Origin of the sequence: Sphingomonas sp. GCM10030256 (assembly GCF_042666415.1) — a bacterium.
In the GTDB taxonomy this organism is placed as follows: Bacteria; Pseudomonadota; Alphaproteobacteria; order Sphingomonadales; family Sphingomonadaceae; genus Sphingomicrobium.
In genome coordinates this window covers 1,401,401-1,426,044 of sequence record NZ_JBHTDI010000001.1, presented here as the reverse complement: position 1 = coordinate 1,426,044, position 24,644 = coordinate 1,401,401, and the positions used below count along the sequence as shown (strand labels likewise).

The window sequence follows — 24,644 nt, the reverse complement described above, 5'->3', positions numbered from 1 at the left end:
AACCGGCGCGCATGGCCAGCGCGGACGATCCAAAAGACGGCGACAAGTCAGGCCGCAGCATCGCCAATCTCAAGCTCGTGTGGCGTGCCACAGCCCGTTATCCGGGGCGGATCGCCGCCGCTTTGTTTTTCCTTGCCTTGTCCTCCGGCGCGACGCTCGCAATCCCCGCGGGATTCAAGCGGATCATCGATCAGGGGTTCAGCGGCGGCGCGATCAGCAGTGCCGCGGTTGGCGAGGCCTTCCGCTACCTGCTGTTGATCGTGGCCGTCCTGGCAGTTGCCACCGGCTTTCGCTTCTATTTCGTGTCATGGCTGGGTGAGCGCACCGTCGCCGACCTCCGCCGCCAGGTGCAGCGCAACCTCCTGACCCTCCCACCGCGTTTCTTCGAGGAAAACCGCCCCTCCGAGATCGCTTCCCGGCTTACCGCCGACACCGCCATCCTGGAGCAGGTCGTCGGCTCCTCCGTGTCCATCGCCCTGCGCAACCTGGTCACCGGCGTGGGCGGAACGATCTACCTGTTCTTCCTTTCCCCGAAGCTCGCCGGGATGCTGCTGGTTGGGATCCCTCTGCTGTTCGGACCGATCCTCCTGTTCGGGCGCAAAATCCGCTCGCTCAGCCGAGCCAGCCAGGACCGCATCGCCGACGTCGGCTCCACCGTCAGCGAGGTGCTCGGAGCGATGAAGATCGTCCAGGCCTTTGGGCAGGAGCATCGAGAGGAACAACGCTTCGCCGAGACCGTCGAGGGTGCGTTCGTGACCGCCCGAAAGCGCAACCGGCTCCGCGCGGTCATGACCGTAACCATCATCGCCCTGGTGTTCGGAGCCATCGTTCTCATCATCTGGGAAGGAACGAGCGACGTTGCCGCGGGGCGGATGACCGGCGGCTCGATCGCGGCGTTCGTCTTCACGGGCCTGCTGGTTGGCGGGGCCTTTGGAGCGCTGACCGAGACCTACGGCGACCTTCTGCGCGGCTCCGGCGCGGCAGCGCGGATTGCCGAGCTGATCGCCGCGCGGGCCGAGATCCGCGCTCCCGGCAACCCAGTTGCCCTCCCGGAGCCTGCCCGCGGCGCGCTCACCTTCGAGAATGTCGAGTTTCGCTATCCGACCCGGCCGGATGACAAGGCGCTGCACAACCTAAGCCTCTCCGTCGCCCCCGGAGAGACAGTGGCAGTAGTGGGGCCCTCGGGAGCAGGCAAGTCGACGCTGTTCCAGCTGGCGCTACGCTTTTACGATCCGCAGGGCGGCCGCCTTCTGCTCGACGGCGTCGACCTGCGCGACGCGGACCCGGCGGCGGTCCGGGCGCGCACCGCGCTGGTGCCGCAGGAAACGGTGATCTTCGCCGCGTCCGCGCTGGACAATCTCCGCTACGGGCGATGGGATGCAAGCCGTGAAGAGATCGAGGCCGCCGCGCGCGCCGCCAATGCGCACGGATTCCTGACTTCGCTCCCCGAGGGATACGATACCTTCCTCGGTGAAGGCGGCGCTCGCCTGTCCGGGGGCCAGCGCCAGCGTATCGCCATCGCCCGCGCGCTCCTGCGCGACGCCCCTCTCCTGCTGCTCGACGAAGCCACCAGCGCGCTGGACGCCGAGAGCGAGGCGCTTGTTCAGGACGCGCTCGAGCGGCTGATGACCACTCGCACCACGGTAGTGATCGCTCACCGCCTGGCGACGGTCCGCGCCGCCGACCGGATCATCGTCATGGACGACGGGCGGATCGTCGAGGAAGGGACGCATGCCGCATTGACGCGGGAGAACGGCCTCTACGCACGGCTGGCGCGGCTGCAGTTCCAGGGTGAGGCGGCGTGACGTGCTGACAAGCCTTCAGGTCCGGTCGATCAGATCACTGAAACCGCCAAGTCCTGCCCCTTCCGCTAGCGCTGACAAGGGGAGCTAAGGAGCGAGCGTCTGCAAGGTGGGATGCAGATGGGAGGGAGGTTGCAGGGAGCGCCCCACCCTCAGAATCGCGCGTAGGCCTCGTTGCCGACGAAGCCGACCTTGGTGACCTGGGCGCGCTTGGTTATGGCCAGCACCTCATCCAACACCGCATAAGGCGCCAGAGCGTCCGGCTGGAGGTGGAGTTCAGGCGTCGGCGTCATCTGCGCGCTCGTGTCCAGCAGTTGGCGCAGCTGCGCACGGTCGACCGCCGCGCCGTTCCAGAACAGCTGACCGGCATTGCTGACGACCAGCTTGTTCTTGGTTGCCCTCACGCCAATCTCCGGCGGCGAGCCGTTTGGGAGATCCAGCTTTACCGCATGGCTTTGCAGCGGGATCGTGATGATCAACATGACAAGCAGAACCAGCATGACGTCGATCAGCGGCGTCGTATTCATCTCCACCATCGGAGTAGCATCGGAACTGCGCGTCATCTGCATAATCCATCTCCTCGCCAGGCAGGTATGTTGTTACATAACATGCACGGGGTGAAAAGAGGCTTTCTCTGCTGATCAGGCCCGAAAGTGCGCAGGGCAAAGCACCTGATCCACTCGCGAGGCCACACAAGAAAGGGGCGGCACCCTTGCGAGCGCCGCCCCAGTTGGATCGGGATGGCCCGATCTAAACGTCAGCCACAACCGGCTATCGTGTCTTCAAGCGTCAGAACGTGCTATACGCCTCGTTGCCGACAAAGCCCATCTTCTGGACCTGTGCCTGCTTGGTGACGACCAGCACTTGGTCAACCAGTTCGTAGCGCGCGGTCGGCTCCGGCTGCAGGTGCAATTCGGGGACCGGGTTCATCTGCTGAGTGATATCGAGGTACTGGCGCAGCTGGGTGAGGTTCACCGGAGCGCCATTCCACAACACCGCACCCGCCTGGGTGATCACGATCTTGTTCTTCACCGGGTCGATCGGGGGCGGGTTGTTCTGGTCCGAGTTCTGCGGAAGGTCGAGCTTCACCGCATGGCTCTGGATCGGGATCGTGATGATGAACATGATGAGGAGCACCAGCATCACGTCGATGAGTGGAGTCATATTGAGCTCCATCATCGGTTCGCCTTCGGAATTGTTACTCGTGGTCTGCATCGCCATCGCGGCAGTTCCTTCTCTTACAGGCGGCCGGTGGTGTAGCCTGCTGGCGGCTCGGAGACGAAGCCGACCCGCGCGAAGCCGGCCCGCTGCATCGTAAAGATCGCACCCCCGATGCACTTGTACTGGGTATTCACGTCGCCGCGAATGTGCGCCTCGGGCATATTCTCTTCAGTGATGTTCTCGACACCGCCCTGCTTTTCGATCTCGTCCTCCAACTTCTTGACCGCACGGTCGAGGAGATCCTCGGAGTTGATCCGGGTCATGCCCCAATAGACTTCGCAGGTGCCATCCGGCGCGGACCGCACCGACAGCGACACGTTCTCCGGCTTGGTCTCGGTCGGTTCGTAGGCGACCTTGGGAAGGGTCAGGGGAACCGTCTCGACCACAATCGGGATGGCGATCAGGAAGATGATGAGAAGCACCAGCATCACGTCGACGAGCGGCGTGGTGTTGATGTCGGACATCGGGACGTCGTCGCCGCCTTCGTTGCCTACGTTCATAGCCATGGAGTGACGCTTTCTCTTGCGACTTGCCGTCTTGATCTCACGGCCGGCGGCGAACCGCCGGCCGCGCAGCAGTTGGTCTTAGCGGCGATCCACCGTCGAAGTGCCGGTGCCCGACGCCTGTTGGCCGGTCTGGGTCTGGCCCGCGCGCAGCGGCTCCGAACCGGCGGGGGTCGGCGCAGCACCCGTGCGGGTCTGTGCGGTGCGGCTGACGGATGACGAACCCGCGGCAGGCGCACCGGCTCCGGCCATCGCCGGCTTCACCCGGCCGTCCGACATGATGTAGCCGTGCACGTCGTTGGTGAAGGCCGCGAGGTCCTCCATGATCGACTTGTTGCGGCGGATCAGCCAGTTGTAGGCGAGCACGGCCGGAACCGCCACGACGAGGCCGAGAGCGGTCATGATCAGCGCTTCACCGACCGGGCCGGCGACCGTCGAAATCGACGCCTGACCCGCGGCACCGATCTTGATCAGCGCGCGGTAGATGCCGACCACGGTGCCGAACAGGCCGATGAACGGCGCGGTCGAACCAACCGTCGCGAGGAAGGCCAAGCCTTCGCCGAGACGGGCGCCGATGCCGCCCTGTGAGCGAGCCAGGCTGTTCGCCATCCAGTCGTGCTGGTCGATCGGATCGGTCAGCTTGCTGTGCTGCTCCTGCGCGACGAGCGCATCGTCCACGATCGCGCGGTAAGCGCTACGCTGATCGAGCTTGGTCGCCGCTTCCTTGAGGTTGGGCGAGTTCCAGAAGCTCGCCCGGACCTTGCGGCCCTGGCTGATGATCTTCTGCTGCTCGAACAGCTTGGTGAACAGGATGTAGAACGAGAAAACCGACATCGCCACCAGGATGATGAAGGTCGCCCAGGAAATGAGACCGCCCTCGTTGAGGGCCGCCAGGAGGCCATAGGGGCTTTCGCCACCGGGTGCTGCTGGAGCTGCCATAATCTTCGTCTTTCCTTCTGATGCTTGCTTGGGTCAGGCTTGATCGAATGTGCTATTCCAAACGCCAGGTGATCCGCTGCCGGAAGCTGCCGGTGGTCGGATTGCCATTGCTGTCCTGAGCGGGCGTGAACTTCGCTCGCGAAGTGAGGATCCGGCAGGTCGCGCTGTCCAGTGCCCGCGATCCGCTCGACTGGCTGACCGAACATCCGCTCACCCGGCCGTTGGTCCCGATCTGCAGCGATACGGTGACCGTTCCCTGCTCCTCGCTGCTGAGCGCGCTCTGCGGGTAATCGTCGGCCCGAATCAGCCCCTGCAGATTGCCGGAGGCGCTCTTCGGTTCCGACCGTTGCACGGGCGGCGGAGGCGGCGGTGGCGGCGGTGCCGGAGGCGCGGGCGGCGCTGGCGGTGCCGTGTAGGTCACCACCGGCGGCGGCGCCACGTTGGTGGTCTGCACCGGCGGCGGGGCCACGTTGGTGCGCACCAGCGGCGGCGGGCTGACGACCGGCGGCGGAGTTTCCGGCACGTTTTCAGGCGGAGGCGGCGGTGGCACCTCCTCCGGCGGCGGCGGTTCGTCCTCGACGTCGAAGGTCTTCAGATCCTCCGCAGCCTTCTTGATCACGTTGTAGGCGAGCCCGGTGATAAGCGCGTACCCCAGCAACACGTGCAGGAGCGCGACGATGACGATCGCCACCGTCCGGTTCGAGCTCATTTGCCTGCGATTGGCGTAAGACATCCTGCCGCAATTCTCCTTAAGCGGGCCCCGGCACCCGTCCGAACCGCAGCAATGGAGAAGCCGCGAATTCGGTCAGGCGTACCGACGTATCAACATATCATCGGCGGCCGGCGCGCTTCCTTAATCATGCCTCAATGGCGGCGCAACGATATTGTTCCACCTCTGCAAGCATGTTGTGCGATGCTTATGGTCTAGCCCCTTCAAAAGAGGCCAGTTCCACCCCGACCCCCTTGGCGTGCGGGTAGATGTCCGGCTTGCAGGTACCGACCCGCAAGCCCTTCACGCCAGCCCGCGCGGCGATCCAGTTGTAGACCTCCGCGGCCAGGGTTTCCTGCAGGTTGAACCGTCGCGAAGCCGCGATTCGCTCGATCTCCTGCTTGAGGTAATCGTAGTTCCACGCGTTGCCCGCCTCGTCGTCGGCCGGAACCGTGGCGTCCTCCAGCCATACCTCGACGCTGACCAACAGCCGCTGCGGCACCCCGACTTCGAATTCGTGAAAGCCGATGTCCGCCATGACGTCGAGCGAATCGAGGTGGATCTTCACCGATCGCGGCGACAGATGCTCCGGAACGAGGCCGGTGAGGCGAGGCGTGAAGGGAATGATGTCGTTCACTCGAAATCCAGGAATTGCACGTCGCGATCCAGGCTCCAGAAGCGCTGCCCGCCATCAAGGGTGAGCACCTCGCCGGTCAGCACGGGGGAGTCCAGACAAAACTGGATGGCGGCGACCACGTCGGCGGGCTCTACGCCGCGAGCCAGCGGATTGAAGACGTGGGCGAGCCGAAAATTCTCCGCCGATTGCCCGGCAGAATGAAGCATCAGCGCAGGGGCGATCGCGTTGACCCGGATCCGCTTGGGGGCCAGCGCCCGCGCGGCCAGTTCGGTCAGGCTGGCCAGGGCCGCCTTGGACAGGGTGTAGCTCAGAAAATCGGGGTTCGGGGCGGCAAGCTTGGCATCGAGCAGGTTGACGACCGAGCGGTCCTCGCCCCCCAGCCGGGCAAAGGCCGCGATCAGCAAGGCTGGGGCGCGCACGTTCACGGCCATGTGGGCGTCGAATTCCTCCGGCGAGAAGCTGTCTAGCGTGTCGTGGGCGAAGCGCGCGGCATTGTTGATCAACAGCGTGACTGGCGGAAGGCCCTTCGCCGCCGCCATGACGGTCGTTCCGCAGTCGGGCTCGGCCAGATCCGCCACGACCCGGACTGCTCCGGCGGGCACCTCGTCCGCTGGCCCGTGCACATGAGCGATCACCGTCCAGCCCTTGGCGAGCAACTGCTCGGCGATGTGACGGCCGACCCGCTTTCCGGCTCCGGTCACGATTGCAGTCCGGTTGGCGGCCATGTCCATAGCGCCACTCATACCCGCCCCCGCCGGCTTGTCGAACCTGCGTGGCCGGCTCGCCCCTCGACACGCGGGACATGAGCCACCATCAAGCGGGCATGCCCGAAAGCCGCCCACCCCTGGAGATTGCCGGACGATCCCTGGCAGACATCGCCCGCGCGATGGAAGGCCGTCGCTTACCACCGGTCGAGCAATGGAACCCCAGCCATTGTGGGCACAGCGGGATGCGGATCGCTCGCGACGGCACCTGGTACCATGAGGGACATCGGATCGAGCGTGCGGGGATGGTTCGGCTGTTCTCCACCGTGCTGCGGCGGGAAGAGGACGGCAGCCACGTGCTCGTCACCCCGACCGAGAAGCTGACCATCGAGGTCGATCTCGCCCCCTTTGTCGCGACAGCCATGAGGACCGAAGGCCACGGCCGGGACCGCCGGATCGCCTTTGAGCTGAACAGCGGCGACGCCGTGCTGCTCGGCCCGGAGCACCCACTGCGCCTGGTGTCCGAGCCGACCGGGCCCGTGCCGCTGATCGGCGTTCGTGGTAGGCTCGAAGCGAGCCTTGCGCGGCCGGTGTATTACGAGCTTGCCGAGCTGGCCCTTGCCGAGGGTGGCGACGCGCCCGGCGTGTGGAGCGACGGCGCCTTCTTCTCGCTGTCGGCGCAATGACGCTGCTCGAGCGGCTTCGCGCCTCCCTCGCTGCCCCCGCGCCGGCGGGCCTGCTGACTGGCGACCTGATCGAGGGCGATCCTGCACCAGCCAAGGCCGCGGCAGTGCTGGTGGCGATCACCCGGCGGCCGAACCCCGGGCTCATCCTGACACTGCGGCGGGAGCATCTGCGCCAGCATGCCGGCCAGATCGCCCTCCCCGGCGGCCGCGTCGATCCCGGTGATGCGAGTGAAGCCGCTGCTGCCCTGAGGGAGGCGCAGGAGGAGATTGACCTGGCGCCCGATGCCGTGACCCTGTGGGGAGCGGCCGATCCGTATCGCACCGTCACTGGTTACCGGGTCATCCCCATCCTTGGCACCGTCGCTCCGGACCTGCCGCTCACCCCGCATCAGCATGAGGTCGCCGAAGTCTTCGAAGCGCCCCTTGCCTTCCTGCTCGACCCGGCCAATCAGCGCGCGGTTACCGCGGAGTTCCAGGGGCGCATGCGTACCTGCCACGAGATCGAATGGGAGGGTCGCCGGGTTTGGGGCGCGACAGCGGCAATGCTGGTCAACCTGTCGCGGCGGATCGGATGGACGTGAGACTGGACCCTGCCCTGTGGACCAGCCGGCCGGGGGTTCCGCAAATGCTGGAAGCGCTTGACGCCGGCGGGGATTCCACCCGCCTGGTCGGGGGCGCGGTTCGAGACCTGTTGCTCCAGCTTCCGCACAACGACCTCGATCTCGCCACCCGCATCCCTCCCCTGGAGGTGGTGAGCAGGCTCGAGGCGGCTGGCATCAAGGCGATCCCGACCGGCATCGACCACGGCACCGTGACTGCGGTCAGCAACGGCACCGTTGTTGAGATCACCACCTTGCGCTGCGACCTCAGCACCGACGGCCGCCGAGCGAAGGTCGCGTTCACCGACGACTGGCGGGCCGACGCTGAACGGCGGGACTTCACCATCAACGCGATGTTCGCCGAGGCTATGACCGGTGCGATCCACGACTTGGTCGGCGGCCTCGCTGACCTGGAGCAGCGCCGAGTCCGGTTCATCGGCGAGCCGCTGCAGCGGATTGCGGAGGATCATCTGCGCATCCTGCGCTTCTTCCGCTTCCACGCCCGCTTTGGATCGGGCGACCCGGAGCCGGCGGACCTCGCAGCCTGCGCCGCCCGGGCCAATGATCTCATGGCCTTGTCACGGGAGCGAATCGCCGACGAACTGCTCAAGCTGCTCGCCCTGCCCGATCCGTCCCACACCGTGCGGGTCATGCTTGCGAACAGCATACTGCGCGCCGTGCTTCCGGAAATCGAGGAAGCGGGTGCGCAGCGGCTGGAGCGGCTGCTCGCAGCGGAGCGAGAGGCGGGCATCCAGGCGCATCCGCTGCGCCGCCTTGCCGCACTGCTGCCTCCCGTTCCGCCTGTCGCGGAGAAGATCGCGGCTCGCCTGAAACTTTCGAACAGGGCGCGGCAACGATTGGCCAGCGCTGCGGTGGCGGCATCCGGAGCGGATGCGCGGGCCCTCGCTTACTCGATCGGGCAGGAAGCGGCCGTCGATCGGCTGCTGCTTGCCGGCGACGCGGCTCAGGCCCGTGCAATCGCGGGCTGGGCGGTGCCAGTGCTGCCGCTCAGTGGCGGCTTGCTGATCAAGCGCGGGCTCCTCCCCGGACCGGCCGTGGCACGCACCCTGAAGGCTATCGAGGCCCGCTGGGTCGCCGAAGGGTTTCCCGACGAAGGTCGCCTTGCCGAACTGGTGGACGAGGCGCTCGCCTCCGCACTGGGCTAGGCCAGTTTAAGCGTTTCTGTCGGCACCTGGGCCCTGCCAGGGCGGCGAGAAATGCCACAAAACCTTTTGAGCCCCGCAACTTGGCACCGGGAACGTCGGATCTGGGCCTCGCGGGACTGTGACATTCCTGCAACGGTGTTTAGACCATTGCATTGCAGCTTTCGCTTGGCGGAAACTTTCCATCTGCTCTACAGGTTCCAAGCGCCATCAACAGGAGCGAGAAGGGGAACCAATGCGCAATTACCTCATGGCCGCAGTCGCTGCGGCCGCAATTGCGACGCCCGCCATGGCCCGAGACGGCTCGGGGTATGTCGGCGTCGAGGGCGGTCTGATGATCGTCGAAGACATGAACATCGATGCGAATGCTGGCGACGTCACTGTCGACAACTTCGCGACGGTCGATCACAAGGTTGGCTACGACGTCGACCTGATCGCCGGTTACGATTTCGGCATGATCCGTGCCGAAGCCGAGCTTGGCTACAAGCGCGCCAAGCATGACGTATATTCGTTCGGCATCACCGACGAAGGTACTGAGGCTGATGGCCGCAGCACCGCAGCGTCGCTGATGGGCAACGTCCTGCTCGACTTCGGTGACGACGACGGCTGGAATGGCTACGTCGGCGGCGGTCTGGGTGTTGCTCGCGTCAAGGCTCGCTTTGACGACGGCGTCGACACCGGCCGGCTCAAGGACACTGGCCTGGCTTGGCAGCTGATCGCGGGCGTGCGTCGCCCGATCAGCGACAACATCGACTTCGGCCTGAAGTATCGTTTCTTCAACGCCGACCTTAACGACGATTTTGGCGCCGACGACTTCGATTTCGACGACAGCGGTGAATTCGACACCCGCTTCCGTTCGCACTCGCTGCTCGCCAGCCTGATCTTCAACTTCGGTGCGGCTCCGCCGCCGCCGCCGCCTCCCCCGCCGCCCCCGCCCCCGCCGCCTCCGCCGCCTCCGGCGACGCAGACGTGCCCGGACGGTTCGGTGATCCTGGCGACGGACAGCTGCCCGCTGCCGCCGCCGCCGCCGCCGCCGCCGCCGCCGCAACCCGTCCGCGGGTAAGTGCGCTGGCGTCAGCTCGGGCTGACGGCAGGGACAAGAAAGACCGGTTCGGGAGCGATCCCGGGCCGGTTTTTCTTTGTGCTTGCATGATCGACCTGCGCGGATTGCGAGGCCCGGCAGGAGCGCAGGACGACAAAGGCTGTATGTATGCCTGTGACCGCAGCCTTTACGAAGGCAGAACCGCGCTATCTACATTCGCGGGTATGACACGAGATCGGGGGTAGAGCCTTGGCGGTGCGCCAGGACCGCCAGAACCATCGGCACGGAGCCGCAGCAAAACGCATCCCTGCACCGCGCGCAGTCGCGAAAAAGGCCGCCACGCACCAGCGCAGCGGCCTTTCCGATCCCGGGAAGGGAGTCAATCAGCGAGCGTCGGCGACCCTCGCTCCGCCAGCCTTGTCCCAACCGTAAACGTCGGACACGTAGACCAGCTTGCCGTCCCTCGGCTGAGCCGTAAGGTAGGTCACGTAGATCGGAATGCCCTGCCGCAGCTGCATGTGCTGCTCAGGCTCGCGGGACGCGGTGGTCGGGTCCGAACCGCCGGTCAGGAAGCGGGCGAAACGCTTTGCATCTTCCAGCCGGATGCAGCCGTTGCTCTGAGCCAGTTCAGGCCGAGCGAACGCCTCCTTGGCCGGCGTATCGTGCAGGTAGATGTCATGATCGTTGACGAACGGGATCTTCATGCTGGCCATGAAGTTCTTGGGCCCCGGCTTCTGGCGAACGCGAAGCTGAGTCTTGCCGGCGGACACCGCCTTCCAGTCGACCTGCTCGAATGGGATCACCGCGCTGTTCGCGGTCCAGTCGGCCATCGCCTCATAGCCGCTGCTCTCGAAGTAAGCCCGCCCGCCCTTCAGCACCTTGTCCGCAATGTTCTTGCGCACCAGGTGGTCCGGCGCATCCCAGTAAGGGTTGAGCGTGATGTAATGGATATAGCTCGCCATCATCGGCGTGAAGTATTTGGGCTCACCCACGATCACCCGCATGGAATCGACAGGCCGGCCATTCTCGAACATGAACAAGCGCTTGGCCGCGACGTCCACCACCGCGAACTTGCCGGCACCGGGGATCGACCGCGCGCGATCCAGGTTGATCAGGACCCGCGGATCGGGCGCGGCGTTGCCCCTGGCCTGCGCCTCCGCCCACGCCGCATCGCGGATGCCGGCGTACATCGCATTGACGTTCGACGCCTGCACCACGTGCTGCTGCAAGGAGGGAGCGGCGGCGGCGGTCAGCAGGATCTGGTCCGGGCGTGCGCCCTGCGGCTTCAGCATTGGGTAGGCGTAATCCATCCCCGGGGTGGGCCGCTTCAAATGCTGCACATAAGTGACCCAGGCGCGCGACACGGCGCGGTCTGCCGCCGCGATGGCGGCCGGGTTGCCGCTCGAAGCCTGCTGAATCGCGGCGTCGATCTGGGCGGCAAGCTGCGGACCGGCGGCAAAGCCCTCGATCTGGGCCCGACGGAGAAGGGAGGGCACCGAAGCGGCCGCCGCACGGGTCGCGGCATCGCGGAACCAGATGCGGGCTTCATTGCGGTGAAAATAGACGGCATCGACCGGGTCGCTCGGGACAGGCCGGGCGGCCGGAACATAGGCAGGAGCTGGAGCAGGCCGCTTCCGCGCGTCGGCGGCAGCCGGCACGAGGGCAGTCAGCAAAGTCGCGGCAAGCAATACATGTTTCACGGTTCAACGCCCCTTGGATCACTCCACTACAGGACGTTATCTAGGGCGCGGACCCTGACGGGCAAGTGAACCGGCCGTCGGGGAGAAGTTAGTGAACGGGCGTGACCGCCACGCCACGGCGCTGCGCCGTCTGGCGGCCCGACCGCCAATAGTCCAGCGCGGCTTCCGGCTCCAGCGGCCGGGCGAAGTAGAACCCCTGCCCCGAAGCGCAGCCCAACGTTGCCAGGGTGGTCGCCAGTTCCTGCGATTCGATCCCTTCGGCGGTGGTGGACATGCCGAGCGCCTCGGCAAGGCTCAGGACCGCGCGCACGATCGCGACGCTGTCCCGGTCCACCATCATGCCGCTGACGAAGCTGCGGTCGATCTTGAGGACGTCGATGGGTAGCCGCTGAAGATAGGCGAGGCTGGAATAGCCCGTCCCGAAGTCGTCCATGGCGACTGTCGTGTCGAGCGCTTTCAAGGCATCGAACACGCGGGTAGCGCGGCCGGGGTCCTGGACGATCGAGCTTTCCGTCAGCTCCAGGGTCACTCGCTTGCCCGACAGGCCGCTCGAGCGGAGCGCGCTGGACACCACGTCTGCGATGTCGTCCCTCGCGACCTGGATGGCGCTGAGGTTCACTCCGACATAGAGGGGCAACTCCTCACCGGCGCTTTGGTCCCAGTCAGCGAGGGTCCGCGCCGCCTTGTCCATCGCCCACCGGCCGAGCGCCAGGATGAGCCCACTTTCCTCCGCTACCGGGATGAATTCGGCCGGGCTGATCTCGCCGCGATCAGCGTGCGTCCAGCGCGCAAGTGCCTCGAACCCGGCGACCTGGCCGCTCTTGAGATCGATGAGCGGCTGGTAGCAAAGCTTGAGCTGGTCATTGTCGAGCGCGCGCCGAAGCTCTGTTTCGATGGAAAAGCGCCGCCGCGCCAGGCTGGCCTCGCGCGGCTCGTAGACTTGCGGTCGTCCGGCCTGCTTGGCCTGCTTGACTGCGAACTGCGCGTTGCGAAACAGCTCCTCCGGCTCCTGCCCGGGGTGCATCAGGGCGACGCCGATGGCGCACTCGATGCGGATTTCCAGCTCGCTCAGCTTGAACGGGGCGGTCATCACGTCCTGGATCCGCTGGGCGGCACGCATCGCGTCGTCGATCCCGCGGCGGAGCGAGACCATGATCCCGAACTCGTTGCCGCCGGTCCGCGCCAGGCAGTCGCCGGCCCGAAGCGCCGAGATCAAGCGCCGGGCAAAGGTGATCAGCAGCTCATCCCCTGCCAGGCTGCCCATGCTTTCGTTGATTCGGGAGAAGCGGAGCATGTCGACGACGAGCACCGCATGACCGCAGGCGGACCCGAGGGCCTGTGCCTCGCCCATCGCAGGCGCTTGCCCGGCCTGTTCGATCATCTCCGAAAAGGCAAGTCGGTTGGGAAGACCAGTTAGGCTGTCCCGGAGCATCTCGGCGCGCAGGCTGCGTTCGGCCTGCACTTCCACCGTCCGGTCGACAATCGACAGCAAACACCGAGGCACGCCGGACGCCAGGGGCGACAGGGGAGCCAGCTTCACCCGATAGAAGCGCGCTTCGATCCCCTCGCGGTCGCGGAAGTCGAGTTCGTCGCCGGCCTCGCCGTCGAAATAGGCATGCACCAGCCGGCCGATGGCGCCACTCGTCAGGCATTCCGCCTTGTTCCAATCGTCGGAAATACAGGTCGAGCCCTCCACCAGGGAGGTGAACCGACTGTTGTTGGCCAGGACGACCAGTCCTTCATCCGCTTCGCGGCCAATGATGGCCGCGGCGATCGGCAAGGCGAACAGCAATGTGTCGTCAGCCGCCGGCGATGGCGACCGGGCAACCGTCTCCACCGCGGCGGAGGTACGTTGGGCTGCAGCCTGCATCCGACCGCTATGGCCGTGGGAGGTTAATTGTCTGTTGCCAGCGTTGAAACGAATTGACTGTGCATCAAGGCGTCCGCAGGATTCCGGTTCCGTTCAGATGCGAGCCGCCAGACCGGTCCCATGACCTTCGTAAAACTAGTCCTGCTTGCCTCCCTTGCCGCGCAGCCGGCGCTCGCCCGGGCCCAGCCTGTGCCAAGCGCGGCAGCCCTGCCCCCTGGCGGCCAGCGCGGTCTGGACATGATCATGGTCGATGCGGAAGGTATGCCGCAGGAGCCGGAACTGGCTCGCGACATGCCGGAAACACCCGACGAGCAATGGAGCGGCGCGCCGGTCGACCTGCTGCGGCCGATCAATCCGCTGTACACTGAGCTTCGCCGCGGGCTCGTCCGCTACCAAATCAAATGGAGCAGCCTTCCGCAGGTCGCGATCCCGGCGGGCGCCCCGCTGAAGGCCGGTGCCAGCGGAGAACGTGCCGAACTGCTGCGCAAGCGGCTCGGCCTCGGTGCGGCCGACCCGCTGTCTCCCGCCCCATTCGATGGCGGGCTGGAGCAACGACTGCGCGAGTATCAGCAGGCACATGGTCTTCCGGTCGACGGGGTCGCTGGAAGCGGGACGATTCGGTCACTCAATCGCGGGGCTGGCTATTACGAACGCCTGATCGTGCTCAATATGGAACGGGCGCGCCGCCTTCCCGCTCCCGGTACCGCCCGTAGGTACATCCTCGTGGACGCCGGTGCCGCGCGGCTGTGGATGATGGAAGACGGTCGCCCCGTAGGGAGCATGAAGGTGGTTGTCGGCAAAGCGGCATCCCGCACGCCGATGATGGCCGCGCTGATGCGCTACGTGAACGTCAATCCCTATTGGAACATCCCGCCGGACCTGGTTCAGGCCCTGATCGCCCCCAAGGTCCTGGCGGAAGGCCCAACCTACCTGTCCGACCGCCGCTATCAGGTACTCGACAGTTGGGAAGAGGACGCCAGGGTGATGGACCCGAGCGAAGTCGACTGGCAGGCGGTCGCCGCCGGCCGGCTGGAGTTGCGGGTGCGCCAACTGCCCGGCGGAACCAACAGCATGGGCGAGATCAAGTTCATGATGCCGAACGAATATGGCATCTACCTGCATGACACGCCCAATCGTGCTCCGTTCGAGCAGGACAACCGCTTCATCAGCAATGGCTGCGTCCGGCTGGAGGACGCCCGAGCACTGGCCCGATGGATCTTCGGCGACATCCCGCGCGCACAGAGCCCCGATGCGGAGCAACGGGTCGACCTGCCTGAGCCGCTCCCCGTCTATCTTACCTATCTCACCGTAGGTGTGGAGAATGGCGCCATTGCGTTCCGGGCAGATCCCTACGAGCGAGACGCGCCCCTGCTTGCAAAGATGATCGAGCAGGGTAGCGGCGCCAAGGAAAGCGCGTTGCGTTAGGGGGTGGCGGCGGCCAGCGCCTGGCGCGCCGCCGCAACCTGCTCGCGAACCCGCTGGGGTGCCGTTCCGCCGTAGCTGAGGCGGCTGGCGACCGACGCATCGACGGTCAGAACGCCAAACACGCGTTCGTCGATGCGCGGGTCGATCCCGCGCAACTCCTCCAGCGAGAGGTCCGCCAGCCCACGGCCCCGCTCCTCGGCTGCCCGAACCGCGCGCCCGGTGATGTGGTGCGCCTCGCGAAAGGGCACATTCGCTTCCCGGACCAGCCAGTCCGCGAGGTCCGTGGCGGTGGAAAAGCCTTGTTCGGCGGCGGCGCGCAGCCGTGCCTTGTCGAACTCGGTCGTCCCGACCATTCCAGCCAGCGCTTCCAGCGACAGCATCAACAGGTCGTGCGCCTCGAACACCGGCGCCTTGTCGTCCTGCATGTCCTTCGAATAAGCGAGCGGCAGCCCTTTCATGGTGGTCATCAGGCTGACCAGTGCACCGCTGATCCGCCCGCTATGTCCCCGCACCAGCTCGGCCGCGTCCGGGTTGCGCTTCTGCGGCATGATGGATGATCCGGTCGAAAACGTGTCGGGTAGGCGGACGAAGCCGAAGGGCGCACTCGACCAGATGATCAGTTCTTCCGCCAATCGCGATAGGTGCAGGCTGCACTGGGCGGCAGCGGCAAGGTAATCGAGCGCGAAGTCGCGATCGGAGACGCTGTCCAGCGAGTTGGCTGTCGGCCGCGCAAAGCCGAGCGCACGGGCCGTCGCCTCCCGGTCGATCGGAAAGCCGGTGCCGGCCAGCGCCGCCGCTCCCAGCGGGCACTCGTCCAGCCGCGTCAGCGCGGCGGCGAAGCGCGAGGCGTCGCGGCGGAGCATTTCGTAATAGGCCAGCAGGTGGTGGCCCAAGGTGACCGGCTGCGCTGTCTGCAGGTGGGTGAAGCCCGGCATCACGGTGTCGGCATGCGCGTCCGCCAACTCGACCAGCACGGCCTGGAAATGCCGGATCACCGCAACGGCTTCCCGGCTCGCCTCTCGTACCCAGAGCCGGAAATCGGTCGCTACCTGGTCGTTGCGCGAACGGGCGGTGTGCAGCCTTCCGGCCGCAGGCCCGATCAGCTCGGCCAGGCGATGCTCCACATGCATGTGGATGTCTTCGAGCGCGAGGTCTTCGGCAACGCCGTTCCGCTCGAACTCGGCGGCGATCGTGTCGAGCCCACGAAGGATCGCTTCTGCATCTTGCGCCGAGAGGATCCCGCAATCGCGCAGCATCGCTGCGTGCGCCCGGGAGCCTGCCACATCATCCCGCCACAATCTCTTGTCGATCGGAATGGACGCATTGATCCGCTGCATCAGAGCCGACGGCTCCGCCGCGAACCGTCCGCCCCACATCTGGTTGCCCTTGGTGTCCGCCATAGAAGCGGCTCTGCACCCGGCTCCCCCGGCCGGTCAATCACCAGGCGTGAGCTGGCTGGGGCGGCAGGATTCGAACCTGCGAATGCCGGTACCAAAAACCGGTGCCTTACCACTTGGCGACGCCCCACCAGCGGGGCGGCTTATAGCGATGATCGCCGCTGGGGAAAGAGGTCAGGCGCCTTTGCCGGAACGCCTATGCTGCCACTCCTCCGTCGGGGGGCGAAACACCTCTGCGGGTTCCGGACGGCCGAGGTGGAAGCCCTGCAACTGGTCGCAGCCGAGTTGCCGCATCAATTCGGCTTCCCGGTCGCTTTCGACCCCTTCGGCGGTGGTGCAGATGCCGAGGCTTCGGGCAAGGGCGAAGATCGCCCTCACGATGGCAGCGCAGTCGGCATCGCCGTTGGCGGCGGCCCGGACGAAGCTCTGGTCGACCTTCAGCTTGGCAAAGCGCGCCTGCCGCAGATAGCCGAACGAGCAATAGCCGCGGCCGAAATCGTCCAGCACCAGCCGGATCCCCAGACGTCGCAGTGCATCGAGAGCGGACAGGGTGGCGGGATCGTCGCCAATGAAGATGTTCTCTGTCACCTCCAATTCCAGCCGGGACGCGGGCAGACCGGTGGCAGCGAGCACGTTCACGACGGTGTTGGCGAGCCCCGGCCCGTTCAACTGCGAGGCGGACACGTTCACCGACAAGGACACTTCGCTCGGCCACTCTGCCGCTTCCGTGCAGGCCTGGCGAAGCACCCACCCGCCGATCTGGTGCATGAGCCCCGCATCCTCGATCACGGGGATGAACACATCGGGGGACACCTCGCCGCGGACGGGGTGGTCCCAGCGCAGCAGCGCCTCGCGCGCGACCAGACGGCCGCTCCCCGCCTCAACGATCGGCTGATAGACCAGCCGCAGAGCATTGGAATTGAGGGCATCGCGCACGTCGTTCTCGAGCAGACGATGCTCTTCCGCTTCTTCGCGCATCGCCTGCTCGAAGAAGGCATGGCTGCCCCGCCCTGCCCGCTTGGCGCTGTAGAGCGCAAGGTCGGCACAGCGCATCAACTGGTCTTCGGACGCCGCATCCCGGCCGGTGGCGATCCCGATGGTGGCGCCGACGTGCAGCGCGGACGAACCCACCGGAACGGCGCGCGACAGCTCGGCCATGATCCGCTCGGCCAGTCCACCGAGCTCGGCCCTGTCGCAGGAACCGGTCCAAACGATGGCGAATTCGTCGCCGCCCAGCCGCCCCACGGTTGCGCCGCCGGCGGCACCCTCCAGCCGACTCGCGACCTCGCAAAGCAATTCATCGCCAACCGCATGGCCCAGCGTGTCATTGACGAGCTTGAACCGGTCGAGATCGACCAGCAGCAGTGCGCAGCAGGGTCCCCCGCCGGCCTGCTGCAACAGACTTTCCTCCAGCTGCTCGCGCACCAGCAAGCGGTTGGCGATCGCGGTCAGCGGGTCCTTTCGCGCGGCCCGAACGGCGTCCGATCCGGTCAGCCGGACGTCGGTGATGTCCGAACCCACTCCCCGCCATCCGATCAAGCGGCCCGTGGAATCGACCAGGGTCTTGCCTGACAGGGTCCACCAGCGCCGCCCGCCGAACATCGGCACGGCAACATCGCGAAAGGCAGCGCCGCGGCGGGCGTGATCGAACAGGCTTCGCATGCCGGCGGATATTCGTGCGACCGCGCCGTCCGGGTCGAGGACACTCGCCGCGGGCCGACCGACCAGCTGGTCGGGCGTGCAGCCAAGCGCCTCCGCCATGGCCCTCGACACGTGAACGACCCGCTTTTCGGCATCCAGTTCCCACAGCCAATCGCTGCCGCTCGCCTCGAACTCCCGCAGGAGAGCAATCAATTCGCCTTGTTCCTGAAGTTCCAGCCGCGCGCGCACGTTGGACACGAACTGCCGGCTGTTGGCGAGCACTCCCCAGCACAGCACAAAGCCATAAAGCCATGTAAGCAGCACCTGCGCGCTGTTGCCGAAGTGCAGGGCCATCGCGGTGGTCCCCACCGTAAGGATCGCCACATACATGGTGGCGGCCTGGGGCACGGTCGCCAGGGTCACGCTCCCCGCGCTCATCAGGCCGGCACACAGCAGGCAGACCAGCAACTGCAGATCCAGGCTGACCCGCGCAAACCAGACAAGCGGCGGAACCAGCCACAAGGCCGCAAGAGCAGCAATGACCAGAGTCACGGCGCGCAACTCCGCCGGGCGGCGGCGCGCATAGTCCTCGTCCTGCCGCAGCCGCCAGGCCCGCATTCCGCGAGTGACACAGATCATGAAGGAGCAGACGAGCCACAGCGCGAGCTCCCAGACCGGAACTTCGCCCCTGAGCGCCACACACACGATCGCCGCCGCAAGCAGCTGAATGCTGATCGTCGCCGGACCCAGGCGGACAAGCGCCGCCAGTTGAGCCCGGCGCACGGCGCGAGATGTCTCGTCGGTCGGCTCGGCCGAGCTCAGCAGCGCTCCCAGGGTCAGGTCGGTCGCAGTTGAGTCCACATCTTCCGCCCGACGACGGAATGGGCTGAGGAGTCTCGACAACCTGCCTGGAACCACCTCAACCCCCAGCGAACGCACACCTTGTAACTCAACGGGCAGCTTCTTCTTGCGCGGGATAACCAAACAAATGGTGAAGGGCCGCCCGCCCCAGCCTTAATCCAGCGCCTTCCGGTAAGTTTCCGGAAGCCAGATGGCACTCACAACCAATGCCATGGCCACCACCGCGACCGTGTACCAGAGACCGGCATAAGGATCACCTGTGCGGACCACGATATATTGCGAGATGAGCGGCAGGAACCCGCCGAAATAGCCGCTGCCGATATGGTAGGGCACCGACATGGAGGTGTAGCGAATACGCGCCGGGAACATCTCCACCAGGATTGCCGCGACCTGGCCGTAGGTCATCGCCGACAGCGCTACCATGATCGCGATCGCCAGGATGATCTTCCACGGCGTCTTCTGGGCAGGGTCGGCCTTGTCCGGATATCCTGCTGCGACCAGAGCTGCGGTGTAGGCGTCCTGGTTGAAGCCTTCGATCCGCTGCTGTCCCACCGTAAGTGAGGCGGTGGGCGCCGTGACCTTGGTGTAGGGCACGCCGCGCTTGCTGAGGTAGTTGAGCGCCTGGCCGCACGGCGTCCTATGCTTGCTCGAGAAGACGTTGAAGCGGCAGTCGCCGGGGAGTTCCAGTGTCACGGGCGCGGCCTTGGCAGCCCGCGCCAACGCCGGGTTGGCCCCGTCGGCCATCATGTGGAACAATGGAAACAGCAGCAGCAAGGTAAGTGCGTATCCGGTCAGCAGGATCTTCTTGCGCCCGATCCGGTCGCTGAGCGCGCCGAAGCCGACATACAACGGAGCTGCCAAGGCTGCGCCGAGGGCCATGTACAGCAGCGCCTCCTGCTCACCGACGCGGGCAGTGCCCTGCAGGAAGTAGAGCGTTCCAAACTGCGAGGTGTAGTAGATGACCGTCAACCCCGCAGCGACGCCGAACAATGCAACCAGCACACGGCCCTTGTTGCCCGGGTAGGTCAGGCTGTCGCGAAACGGGTTGCGCGACGTCTGCCCGGCCTCCTTCATCGCCTGGAACACGGGGCTCTCGGCTAGCTTCAGACGGATGTAGAGGGAGATGGCGAGCATGACGATGCTCGCCAGGAACGGGATCCGCCATCCCCAGGCATCGAACTCTTCCGGGGTCAGCGCGTACCGGCAGGCAAGCACCATGAACAGGCAGAGCAGGAAGCCGCCGACCACCGACACCTGGATCCAGCTGGTGAACTGCCCGCGCTTGCCGGGCGGCGCATGCTCCGCGACGTAGATCGCCGCCCCGCCATACTCCCCGCCGAGAGCCAGTCCCTGCAACAGCCGCAGCAGCACCAGCAGCGTCGGGGCAAGCAACCCGGCGCTGGCGTAGGTCGGCAGAAAGCCGATCGCCGCAGTGGCTCCGCCCATAAGGGTAATCGTGATGAGGAACGTGTATTTGCGCCCGACCCGATCGCCGAACCAGCCGAACAACAGAGCGCCCAACGGCCGCACGCCGAACCCGGCTCCGAACGCAGCCAGGCTGGCCAGCGTTGCCGCGGTAGGATTGTCAGTCGGGAAGAACAATTTGCCGAGTAGCGCGGCAAGGATGCCGTACAGGAAGAAATCGTACCACTCGAATACGGTGCCGAGCGCCGAGGCGGTGATCACCAACCGGTCGCGCTTTGGGTCCACGACATAGTCCGCCGACGCCGCGGCGGCTGCATTCACGGCTGCATTGCTGCTCATCACCACTCCCCCCGCGGGGAGCTTAGGCGTGCGGAGCGCCATGGGACAAGTGCTCGCGCCTGCTCAGACTTGCCGGCGGTTCACCAGATCGTCATAGTCGCGCGCAAGCTGACGAGACAGATCGCCGACCTCGAAATTCCATGGCCCCGCGGAGCCGACGAAGGTCACTTCCGCCGCGCTTCCAGTCAGGAAGAATTGCTGGAAGCTTTCCAGCTCCTCCGGCCAGATCGCTCGTTCGATCACCTCGATCCCGCGCTTGCGCGCCAGATCGATCACCGTCCGCCGGGTGATCCCGTCGAGGAAGCAGTCGGGCGTGGGCGTGTGCAGAGCGCCGTCCTTGACGAAGAAGGCATTGGCCCCGGTCGCCTCGGCGATCCGGCCGCGCCAGTCGAACATCAGCGCGTCGTTGTACCCGCGGTTTTCCGCATGGTGCTTGGCCATGGTGCAGATCATGTACAGGCCCGCGGCCTTCGATTCCGTCGGCGCGGTGTACGGCGCCGGACGGCGCCACGGCGAAATGTCGAGGCGAATGCCCTTCGCGGCCAGCGCCGGGTCGAAATACTTGCCCCATTCCCAGGCTGCGATCGCCAGGTGCGGGCGGGTCCGCTGCGCCGAGACGCCCATCTGCTCCGACCCGCGCCATGCCACGGGGCGAACATAAGCGTCGGTGAGGCCGTTCGCCGCCAGCACCGCGTTGCACGCCTCGTCAATCTCGTCGGCCGACCAGGGCAGGTCGAAGCCAAGGATGGAAGCGCTCCGCCGGAGACGCTCGCTATGTTCGTGCAGCTTGAAGATGGTGCCGCCGTACGCGCGCTGCCCTTCGAACACCGAGCTGGCGTAATGCATCGCATGGGTCAGGATGTGGACGTTGGCCTCGCGCCAGGGAACGAGCTTGCCGTCCATCCAGATCGAGCCGTCGCGATCGTCGAAGCTGCGCGTGTCCGCCATGAGGTCCCCGTTGGAAAGTCGCGCGGGGCTTAGAGGGGGGTCACGGGCGAATCAATGCCGCGAGCCTCGGCGGCCAACTCGGCGGCGCGCCGCCCTGCCGCAGCGATGGTGCGCTCGACCAGATCCGGAAGCTCGGCATCCAGCACGGCGAGGCCGGCCTCGGTGGTGCCGTTGGGGCTTTTAACCCCACGCACGATCTCGTCCATCGGCTCGCCGGTCGCCGCCGCCAGCCACCCGGTGCCGAGCACGGTTTCACGGGCGACGGTCAGCGCCAGCTGGGGGTTCAGCCCCTTCCCCTCGCCCGCAGCCGCGAGCGCCGCGATGAACCTTGCAACATACGCGGGGCCAGCGCCGGCGACCGACCCGACGGCGCCCAGCTCAGCCTCGCGGTCGCACCAGGCAACGAAGCCGAGCGGCACCAGCAGCGCCGCCACCCGGTTGCGCGAGGCCGCTTCCAATTCTTCACCGAACACCGCGACCACGCCGCGCCGGATCGAAACCGGAAGGTTCGGCATGATCCGAACAATGGCTGCCGCGCTTGGAAGCCGAGCGCGAAGGGTTGCGAGCTCAACTCCGGCGAGCATCGACAGCACGATCGTCCGCTCATCGATCGCGGCCGAGAGTTCCGGAGCGATGTCCCCAAGCTTCTGCGGCTTGAAACCGAGCAGGGCGACGCCCGGCGCAACGCCGGCCTCGCCGATGCTGCGAACGGTTCGGACGCCCTCAACCGGCGTTCCGCTCGGCCGGATCGCTGCGGTCCGTGACAGGTCGAGGCCCGCCGTCCGCCACCCCTGGACCATCGCCCCCGCCATGCTACCGCACCCAACGAGCCAGAGGGCATCAGGATCGTGCCCCCGCTCGGGCGAGGACCCAGTCAGGTTCACAACTTCCATCGGATCATCCTTTTTTTTGGGAGAAGCGGCCTCAGGCCTCGCCGGCCGTATCGATCAGCGCCGCCGAAATGGCTTCCGACGGCGACTTGCCGCCCCAGAGGACGAACTGGAACACCGGGTAGAAACGCTCGCATTCCTCGATCGCGGCTTCCGCGATGGCCTCCGCCTGTTCGAAGCTCAAGCCATCCTCCTCGCCCGCATCGATCAGTGCGGCGTGCCGGAACACGATCAGCCCGGACCCCGACCACAATTCGAAATGGCCGATCCACAATTGCTCGTTGATCAGGCCAATCGTCTCGTAGATGGCGGGACGCTTCTCCGCGCCCACCTTGATATCGGGAAAGGTGAGGAATTGCAGGACCTGATCGTCCGGGCGCCACACGCCGCGGAGTTCGTACTGCGCCCAGCTGCCAGGCGCCGAGGCGATGATCTCGCCCTCCCCGGACCGTTCGCAGGCCCAGCCGCGTGCCTCGAAATAGGCTTCCAGCACCTCGATCGGAGCGCCGTCGTCGCGCTCCTCCGGGCCATCCTCGTCGCTCAAGCCGGCGCTCACTCCTCCGGAGTCTCGATGCCCGTGACTCCGGCGGGAGGAGTCTTCGCATCCCCCGCGGGGGTCCTGCGTGGGGCCTTGCCGCCGCCTGCCGCTTCCAGCGCGGCCATGCGCAGCTTCAGGCTCTCGGCCTCTTCACGCGCCGCCGCGGCCATTGCCTTTACCGCTTCGAACTCGTCGCGGGACACGAAGTCCATCCCGCCGACGAACTCTCGCATCCGCTCGCGCATGCCGTCCTGCGCCTCGCGCGTCATCCCCGCGACCGTTCCGGCCGCTCCGTTCATGATCTTCACGAAATCGTCGAAGAAACGGTTCTGCGACTGCATTGTTCAAGCTCCCGTCAAGCCCAGCGGCGCTCGATCGGCGCCTGGGTTGAGCCGGCCCGTCTCATGATTAAGCGCGGTCGCCAGGCACAACCATGCCAGATAGGGCAGCAGGAGAAGTCCCGCCAGTGGCCTCGCGCGCCAGAAGGCGATGATTGTTGCCGTCACCAGCACGTTCATGGCCAAAATGATCAGCAACGCACCATCGATCATTCCCGCGCCGAAGAACACGGGCGACCACAGGAAGTTGAGCGCAAGCTGCGCGAAGAACAGGGTCAGCCCCCTGCTCCGCGGCTTTGAAGGCGGGCTGGTCCACACGAGCGCGAGTGCAACGCCCATCAACGCGTACAGCGTCGTCCAAACGACCCCGAATGCCCAGCTCGGCGGCTGGAACGACGGCTTTGCGAGAGGCCCGTACCAGTGGTTCGCAAAGCCGCTGTTCGACAGATAGCCGATCAGGGAGCCGCCAACCACGATGGCTGGGACCGCGACCAGCGCCACCTTCCACCACGGCCTCCGCTTACCTGCCTGTGTCGCCATCTTTATCCTCTTTCCTCGCCGCCAGCAGGAACTCGATATTGCCCTCGGGCCCGGTGATCGGGCTGGGCGTAATCCCCAGAACATGCCAGCCGCGGCTTGCGATCCATTGCGCAGCCTCGGCGCACACCCGCTCGTGGACGGCAGGATCGCGGACCACCCCGCCCTTGCCGACCTCGGCACGTCCCGCTTCGAACTGAGGCTTCACAAGCGCAATCAGATGCGCGCTCGGCCGGGCGAGCTTGATCGCCGCATCGAGCACCTTGGCGAGGCTGATGAAGCTGGCATCGCACACGACGATGTCGACCGGCTCCGGGACGAGTTCGGGAGACAGGGTGCGCGCATTGGTCTGCTCGTGAACGATGACGCGCGGGTCTTGCCGCAGCTTCCACGCCAGCTGGTTCGTCCCCACGTCCACCGCATACACTTTCGCTGCGCCGCGGGTGAGAAGCACGTCGGTGAAGCCCCCGGTCGAGCTGCCCACGTCCAGCGCCACGGCTCCGGTCACGTCGATGCCGAAGTGAGCGAGACCATGGTCCAGCTTGATCCCGCCGCGCGACACCCACGGGTGATCCTTGCCCCGCACCTCCAGCGCAGCGTCCTCGGTGAGCATCTCCCCCGCCTTGGCGACCTTGCGCTCGCCAGCGAACACCGCGCCCGCCATGATCAACGCCTGCGCGCGAGTGCGGCTGTCGGTCAGGCCGCGGGCAACCAGCAACTGGTCGGCACG

24 protein-coding genes and 1 tRNA gene are annotated in these 24,644 nt (G+C 66.2%); 6 read left to right on the top strand and 19 right to left on the bottom strand.

Features of this window, described 5'->3' with window-relative positions; all coding sequences use genetic code 11:
• The first annotated feature begins 11 nt into the window (after positions 1-11).
• Positions 12-1,805 (top strand): ABC transporter transmembrane domain-containing protein, encoded by a 1,794-nt coding sequence (locus tag ACFQPG_RS07170; protein WP_380811418.1) that lies wholly within the window; start codon positions 12-14, stop codon positions 1,803-1,805.
• A 149-nt stretch (positions 1,806-1,954) separates the two neighbouring features.
• Here ACFQPG_RS07170 and ACFQPG_RS07165 read toward each other — a convergent pair whose 3' ends face one another.
• The 7 genes from ACFQPG_RS07165 to ACFQPG_RS07135 all read right to left on the bottom strand — a co-directional run bounded on the left by ACFQPG_RS07165 (position 1,955) and on the right by ACFQPG_RS07135 (position 6,536).
• Positions 1,955-2,365, bottom strand: a complete 411-nt coding sequence (locus ACFQPG_RS07165) for an ExbD/TolR family protein (protein WP_380811416.1) — start codon at positions 2,363-2,365, stop codon at positions 1,955-1,957.
• A gap of 226 nt (positions 2,366-2,591) precedes the next feature.
• Positions 2,592-3,017 carry an ExbD/TolR family protein gene (locus ACFQPG_RS07160; RefSeq protein WP_380811744.1) on the bottom strand — a complete coding sequence of 142 codons (426 nt, stop codon included), beginning with the start codon at positions 3,015-3,017 and terminating at the stop codon, positions 2,592-2,594.
• 23 nt (positions 3,018-3,040) lie between these two features.
• Positions 3,041-3,529, bottom strand: a complete 489-nt coding sequence (locus tag ACFQPG_RS07155) for an ExbD/TolR family protein (protein ID WP_380811414.1) — start codon at positions 3,527-3,529, stop codon at positions 3,041-3,043.
• A 78-nt stretch (positions 3,530-3,607) separates the two neighbouring features.
• The gene (locus ACFQPG_RS07150) at positions 3,608-4,465 is read right to left on the bottom strand and encodes a MotA/TolQ/ExbB proton channel family protein (protein ID WP_380811412.1); all 858 of its coding nucleotides are present in this window, start codon (positions 4,463-4,465) and stop codon (positions 3,608-3,610) included.
• A gap of 52 nt (positions 4,466-4,517) precedes the next feature.
• Complete coding sequence (locus ACFQPG_RS07145; protein ID WP_380811410.1) at positions 4,518-5,174, bottom strand: energy transducer TonB; 657 nt, start codon at positions 5,172-5,174, stop codon at positions 4,518-4,520.
• Between the two features lie 208 nt (positions 5,175-5,382).
• On the bottom strand, positions 5,383-5,811 hold the full coding sequence (locus ACFQPG_RS07140; protein ID WP_380811408.1) for a dihydroneopterin aldolase: 429 nt from the start codon (positions 5,809-5,811) through the stop codon (positions 5,383-5,385).
• Positions 5,808-6,536 carry an SDR family oxidoreductase gene (locus ACFQPG_RS07135; protein WP_380811406.1) on the bottom strand — a complete coding sequence of 243 codons (729 nt, stop codon included), beginning with the start codon at positions 6,534-6,536 and terminating at the stop codon, positions 5,808-5,810. Before ACFQPG_RS07135 ends, ACFQPG_RS07140 begins: the two co-directional genes overlap by 4 nt.
• 77 nt (positions 6,537-6,613) lie before the next feature.
• Between ACFQPG_RS07135 and ACFQPG_RS07130 the strand changes: the two genes are divergently transcribed.
• The 4 genes from ACFQPG_RS07130 (at position 6,614) to ACFQPG_RS07115 (ending at position 10,026) form a co-directional block, all read left to right on the top strand.
• The gene (locus ACFQPG_RS07130) at positions 6,614-7,201 is read left to right on the top strand and encodes a DUF1285 domain-containing protein (protein ID WP_380811404.1); all 588 of its coding nucleotides are present in this window, start codon (positions 6,614-6,616) and stop codon (positions 7,199-7,201) included.
• Positions 7,198-7,782: a CoA pyrophosphatase gene (locus ACFQPG_RS07125; protein WP_380811402.1), complete on the top strand. Its 585-nt coding sequence runs from the start codon at positions 7,198-7,200 to the stop codon at positions 7,780-7,782. The genes ACFQPG_RS07130 and ACFQPG_RS07125 overlap by 4 nt, the downstream gene beginning before the upstream one ends.
• On the top strand, positions 7,773-8,966 hold the full coding sequence (locus tag ACFQPG_RS07120; protein ID WP_380811400.1) for a CCA tRNA nucleotidyltransferase: 1,194 nt from the start codon (positions 7,773-7,775) through the stop codon (positions 8,964-8,966). Before ACFQPG_RS07125 ends, ACFQPG_RS07120 begins: the two co-directional genes overlap by 10 nt.
• Positions 8,967-9,198: 232 nt before the next feature.
• Positions 9,199-10,026 (top strand): outer membrane protein, encoded by an 828-nt coding sequence (locus ACFQPG_RS07115; RefSeq protein WP_380811398.1) that lies wholly within the window; start codon positions 9,199-9,201, stop codon positions 10,024-10,026.
• A gap of 362 nt (positions 10,027-10,388) precedes the next feature.
• On the opposite strand, the gene ACFQPG_RS07110 is transcribed toward ACFQPG_RS07115, so the two are convergent.
• Both ACFQPG_RS07110 and ACFQPG_RS07105 read right to left on the bottom strand, forming a co-directional pair.
• Positions 10,389-11,705 carry a L,D-transpeptidase family protein gene (locus tag ACFQPG_RS07110; protein WP_380811396.1) on the bottom strand — a complete coding sequence of 439 codons (1,317 nt, stop codon included), beginning with the start codon at positions 11,703-11,705 and terminating at the stop codon, positions 10,389-10,391.
• Positions 11,706-11,793: 88 nt separating this feature from the next.
• The gene (locus ACFQPG_RS07105) at positions 11,794-13,575 is read right to left on the bottom strand and encodes a putative bifunctional diguanylate cyclase/phosphodiesterase (RefSeq protein ID WP_380811394.1); all 1,782 of its coding nucleotides are present in this window, start codon (positions 13,573-13,575) and stop codon (positions 11,794-11,796) included.
• Positions 13,576-13,695: 120 nt separating this feature from the next.
• Between ACFQPG_RS07105 and ACFQPG_RS07100 the strand changes: the two genes are divergently transcribed.
• Entirely contained in the window at positions 13,696-15,000 is a 1,305-nt protein-coding gene (locus ACFQPG_RS07100; protein WP_380811392.1) for a L,D-transpeptidase family protein, read from the top strand.
• Here ACFQPG_RS07100 and argH read toward each other — a convergent pair.
• From argH to ACFQPG_RS07050, 10 genes are all read right to left on the bottom strand, one after another.
• Positions 14,997-16,376, bottom strand: coding sequence for an argininosuccinate lyase (gene argH / locus ACFQPG_RS07095; RefSeq protein WP_380811742.1), 1,380 nt, complete (start codon positions 16,374-16,376; stop codon positions 14,997-14,999). The two genes, ACFQPG_RS07100 and argH, sit on opposite strands and share 4 nt — an antisense overlap.
• A 76-nt stretch (positions 16,377-16,452) precedes the next feature.
• Positions 16,453-16,527 (bottom strand) — tRNA-Gln (locus ACFQPG_RS07090).
• A 44-nt stretch (positions 16,528-16,571) separates the two neighbouring features.
• Positions 16,572-18,899 (bottom strand): EAL domain-containing protein, encoded by a 2,328-nt coding sequence (locus ACFQPG_RS07085; protein WP_380811390.1) that lies wholly within the window; start codon positions 18,897-18,899, stop codon positions 16,572-16,574.
• 153 nt (positions 18,900-19,052) lie between these two features.
• The gene (locus tag ACFQPG_RS07080) at positions 19,053-20,663 is read right to left on the bottom strand and encodes an MFS transporter (RefSeq protein ID WP_380811388.1); all 1,611 of its coding nucleotides are present in this window, start codon (positions 20,661-20,663) and stop codon (positions 19,053-19,055) included.
• A 63-nt stretch (positions 20,664-20,726) separates the two neighbouring features.
• Entirely contained in the window at positions 20,727-21,611 is an 885-nt protein-coding gene (locus ACFQPG_RS07075; protein WP_380811386.1) for a branched-chain amino acid aminotransferase, read from the bottom strand.
• Positions 21,612-21,640: 29 nt separating this feature from the next.
• Positions 21,641-22,504, bottom strand: a complete 864-nt coding sequence (locus ACFQPG_RS07070) for a pyrroline-5-carboxylate reductase family protein (protein ID WP_380811384.1) — start codon at positions 22,502-22,504, stop codon at positions 21,641-21,643.
• Between the two features lie 31 nt (positions 22,505-22,535).
• Positions 22,536-23,045 (bottom strand): YbjN domain-containing protein, encoded by a 510-nt coding sequence (locus ACFQPG_RS07065; protein WP_380811382.1) that lies wholly within the window; start codon positions 23,043-23,045, stop codon positions 22,536-22,538.
• An 8-nt stretch (positions 23,046-23,053) separates the two neighbouring features.
• A complete protein-coding gene (locus ACFQPG_RS07060; RefSeq protein WP_380811380.1) occupies positions 23,054-23,380 on the bottom strand; it encodes an accessory factor UbiK family protein in 327 nt (108 codons plus the stop codon).
• A 3-nt stretch (positions 23,381-23,383) separates the two neighbouring features.
• Positions 23,384-23,917, bottom strand: coding sequence for a TspO/MBR family protein (locus ACFQPG_RS07055; protein ID WP_380811378.1), 534 nt, complete (start codon positions 23,915-23,917; stop codon positions 23,384-23,386).
• Positions 23,898-24,632 (bottom strand): TlyA family RNA methyltransferase, encoded by a 735-nt coding sequence (locus ACFQPG_RS07050; protein WP_380811376.1) that lies wholly within the window; start codon positions 24,630-24,632, stop codon positions 23,898-23,900. Before ACFQPG_RS07050 ends, ACFQPG_RS07055 begins: the two co-directional genes overlap by 20 nt.
• Positions 24,633-24,644 lie beyond the last annotated feature (12 nt).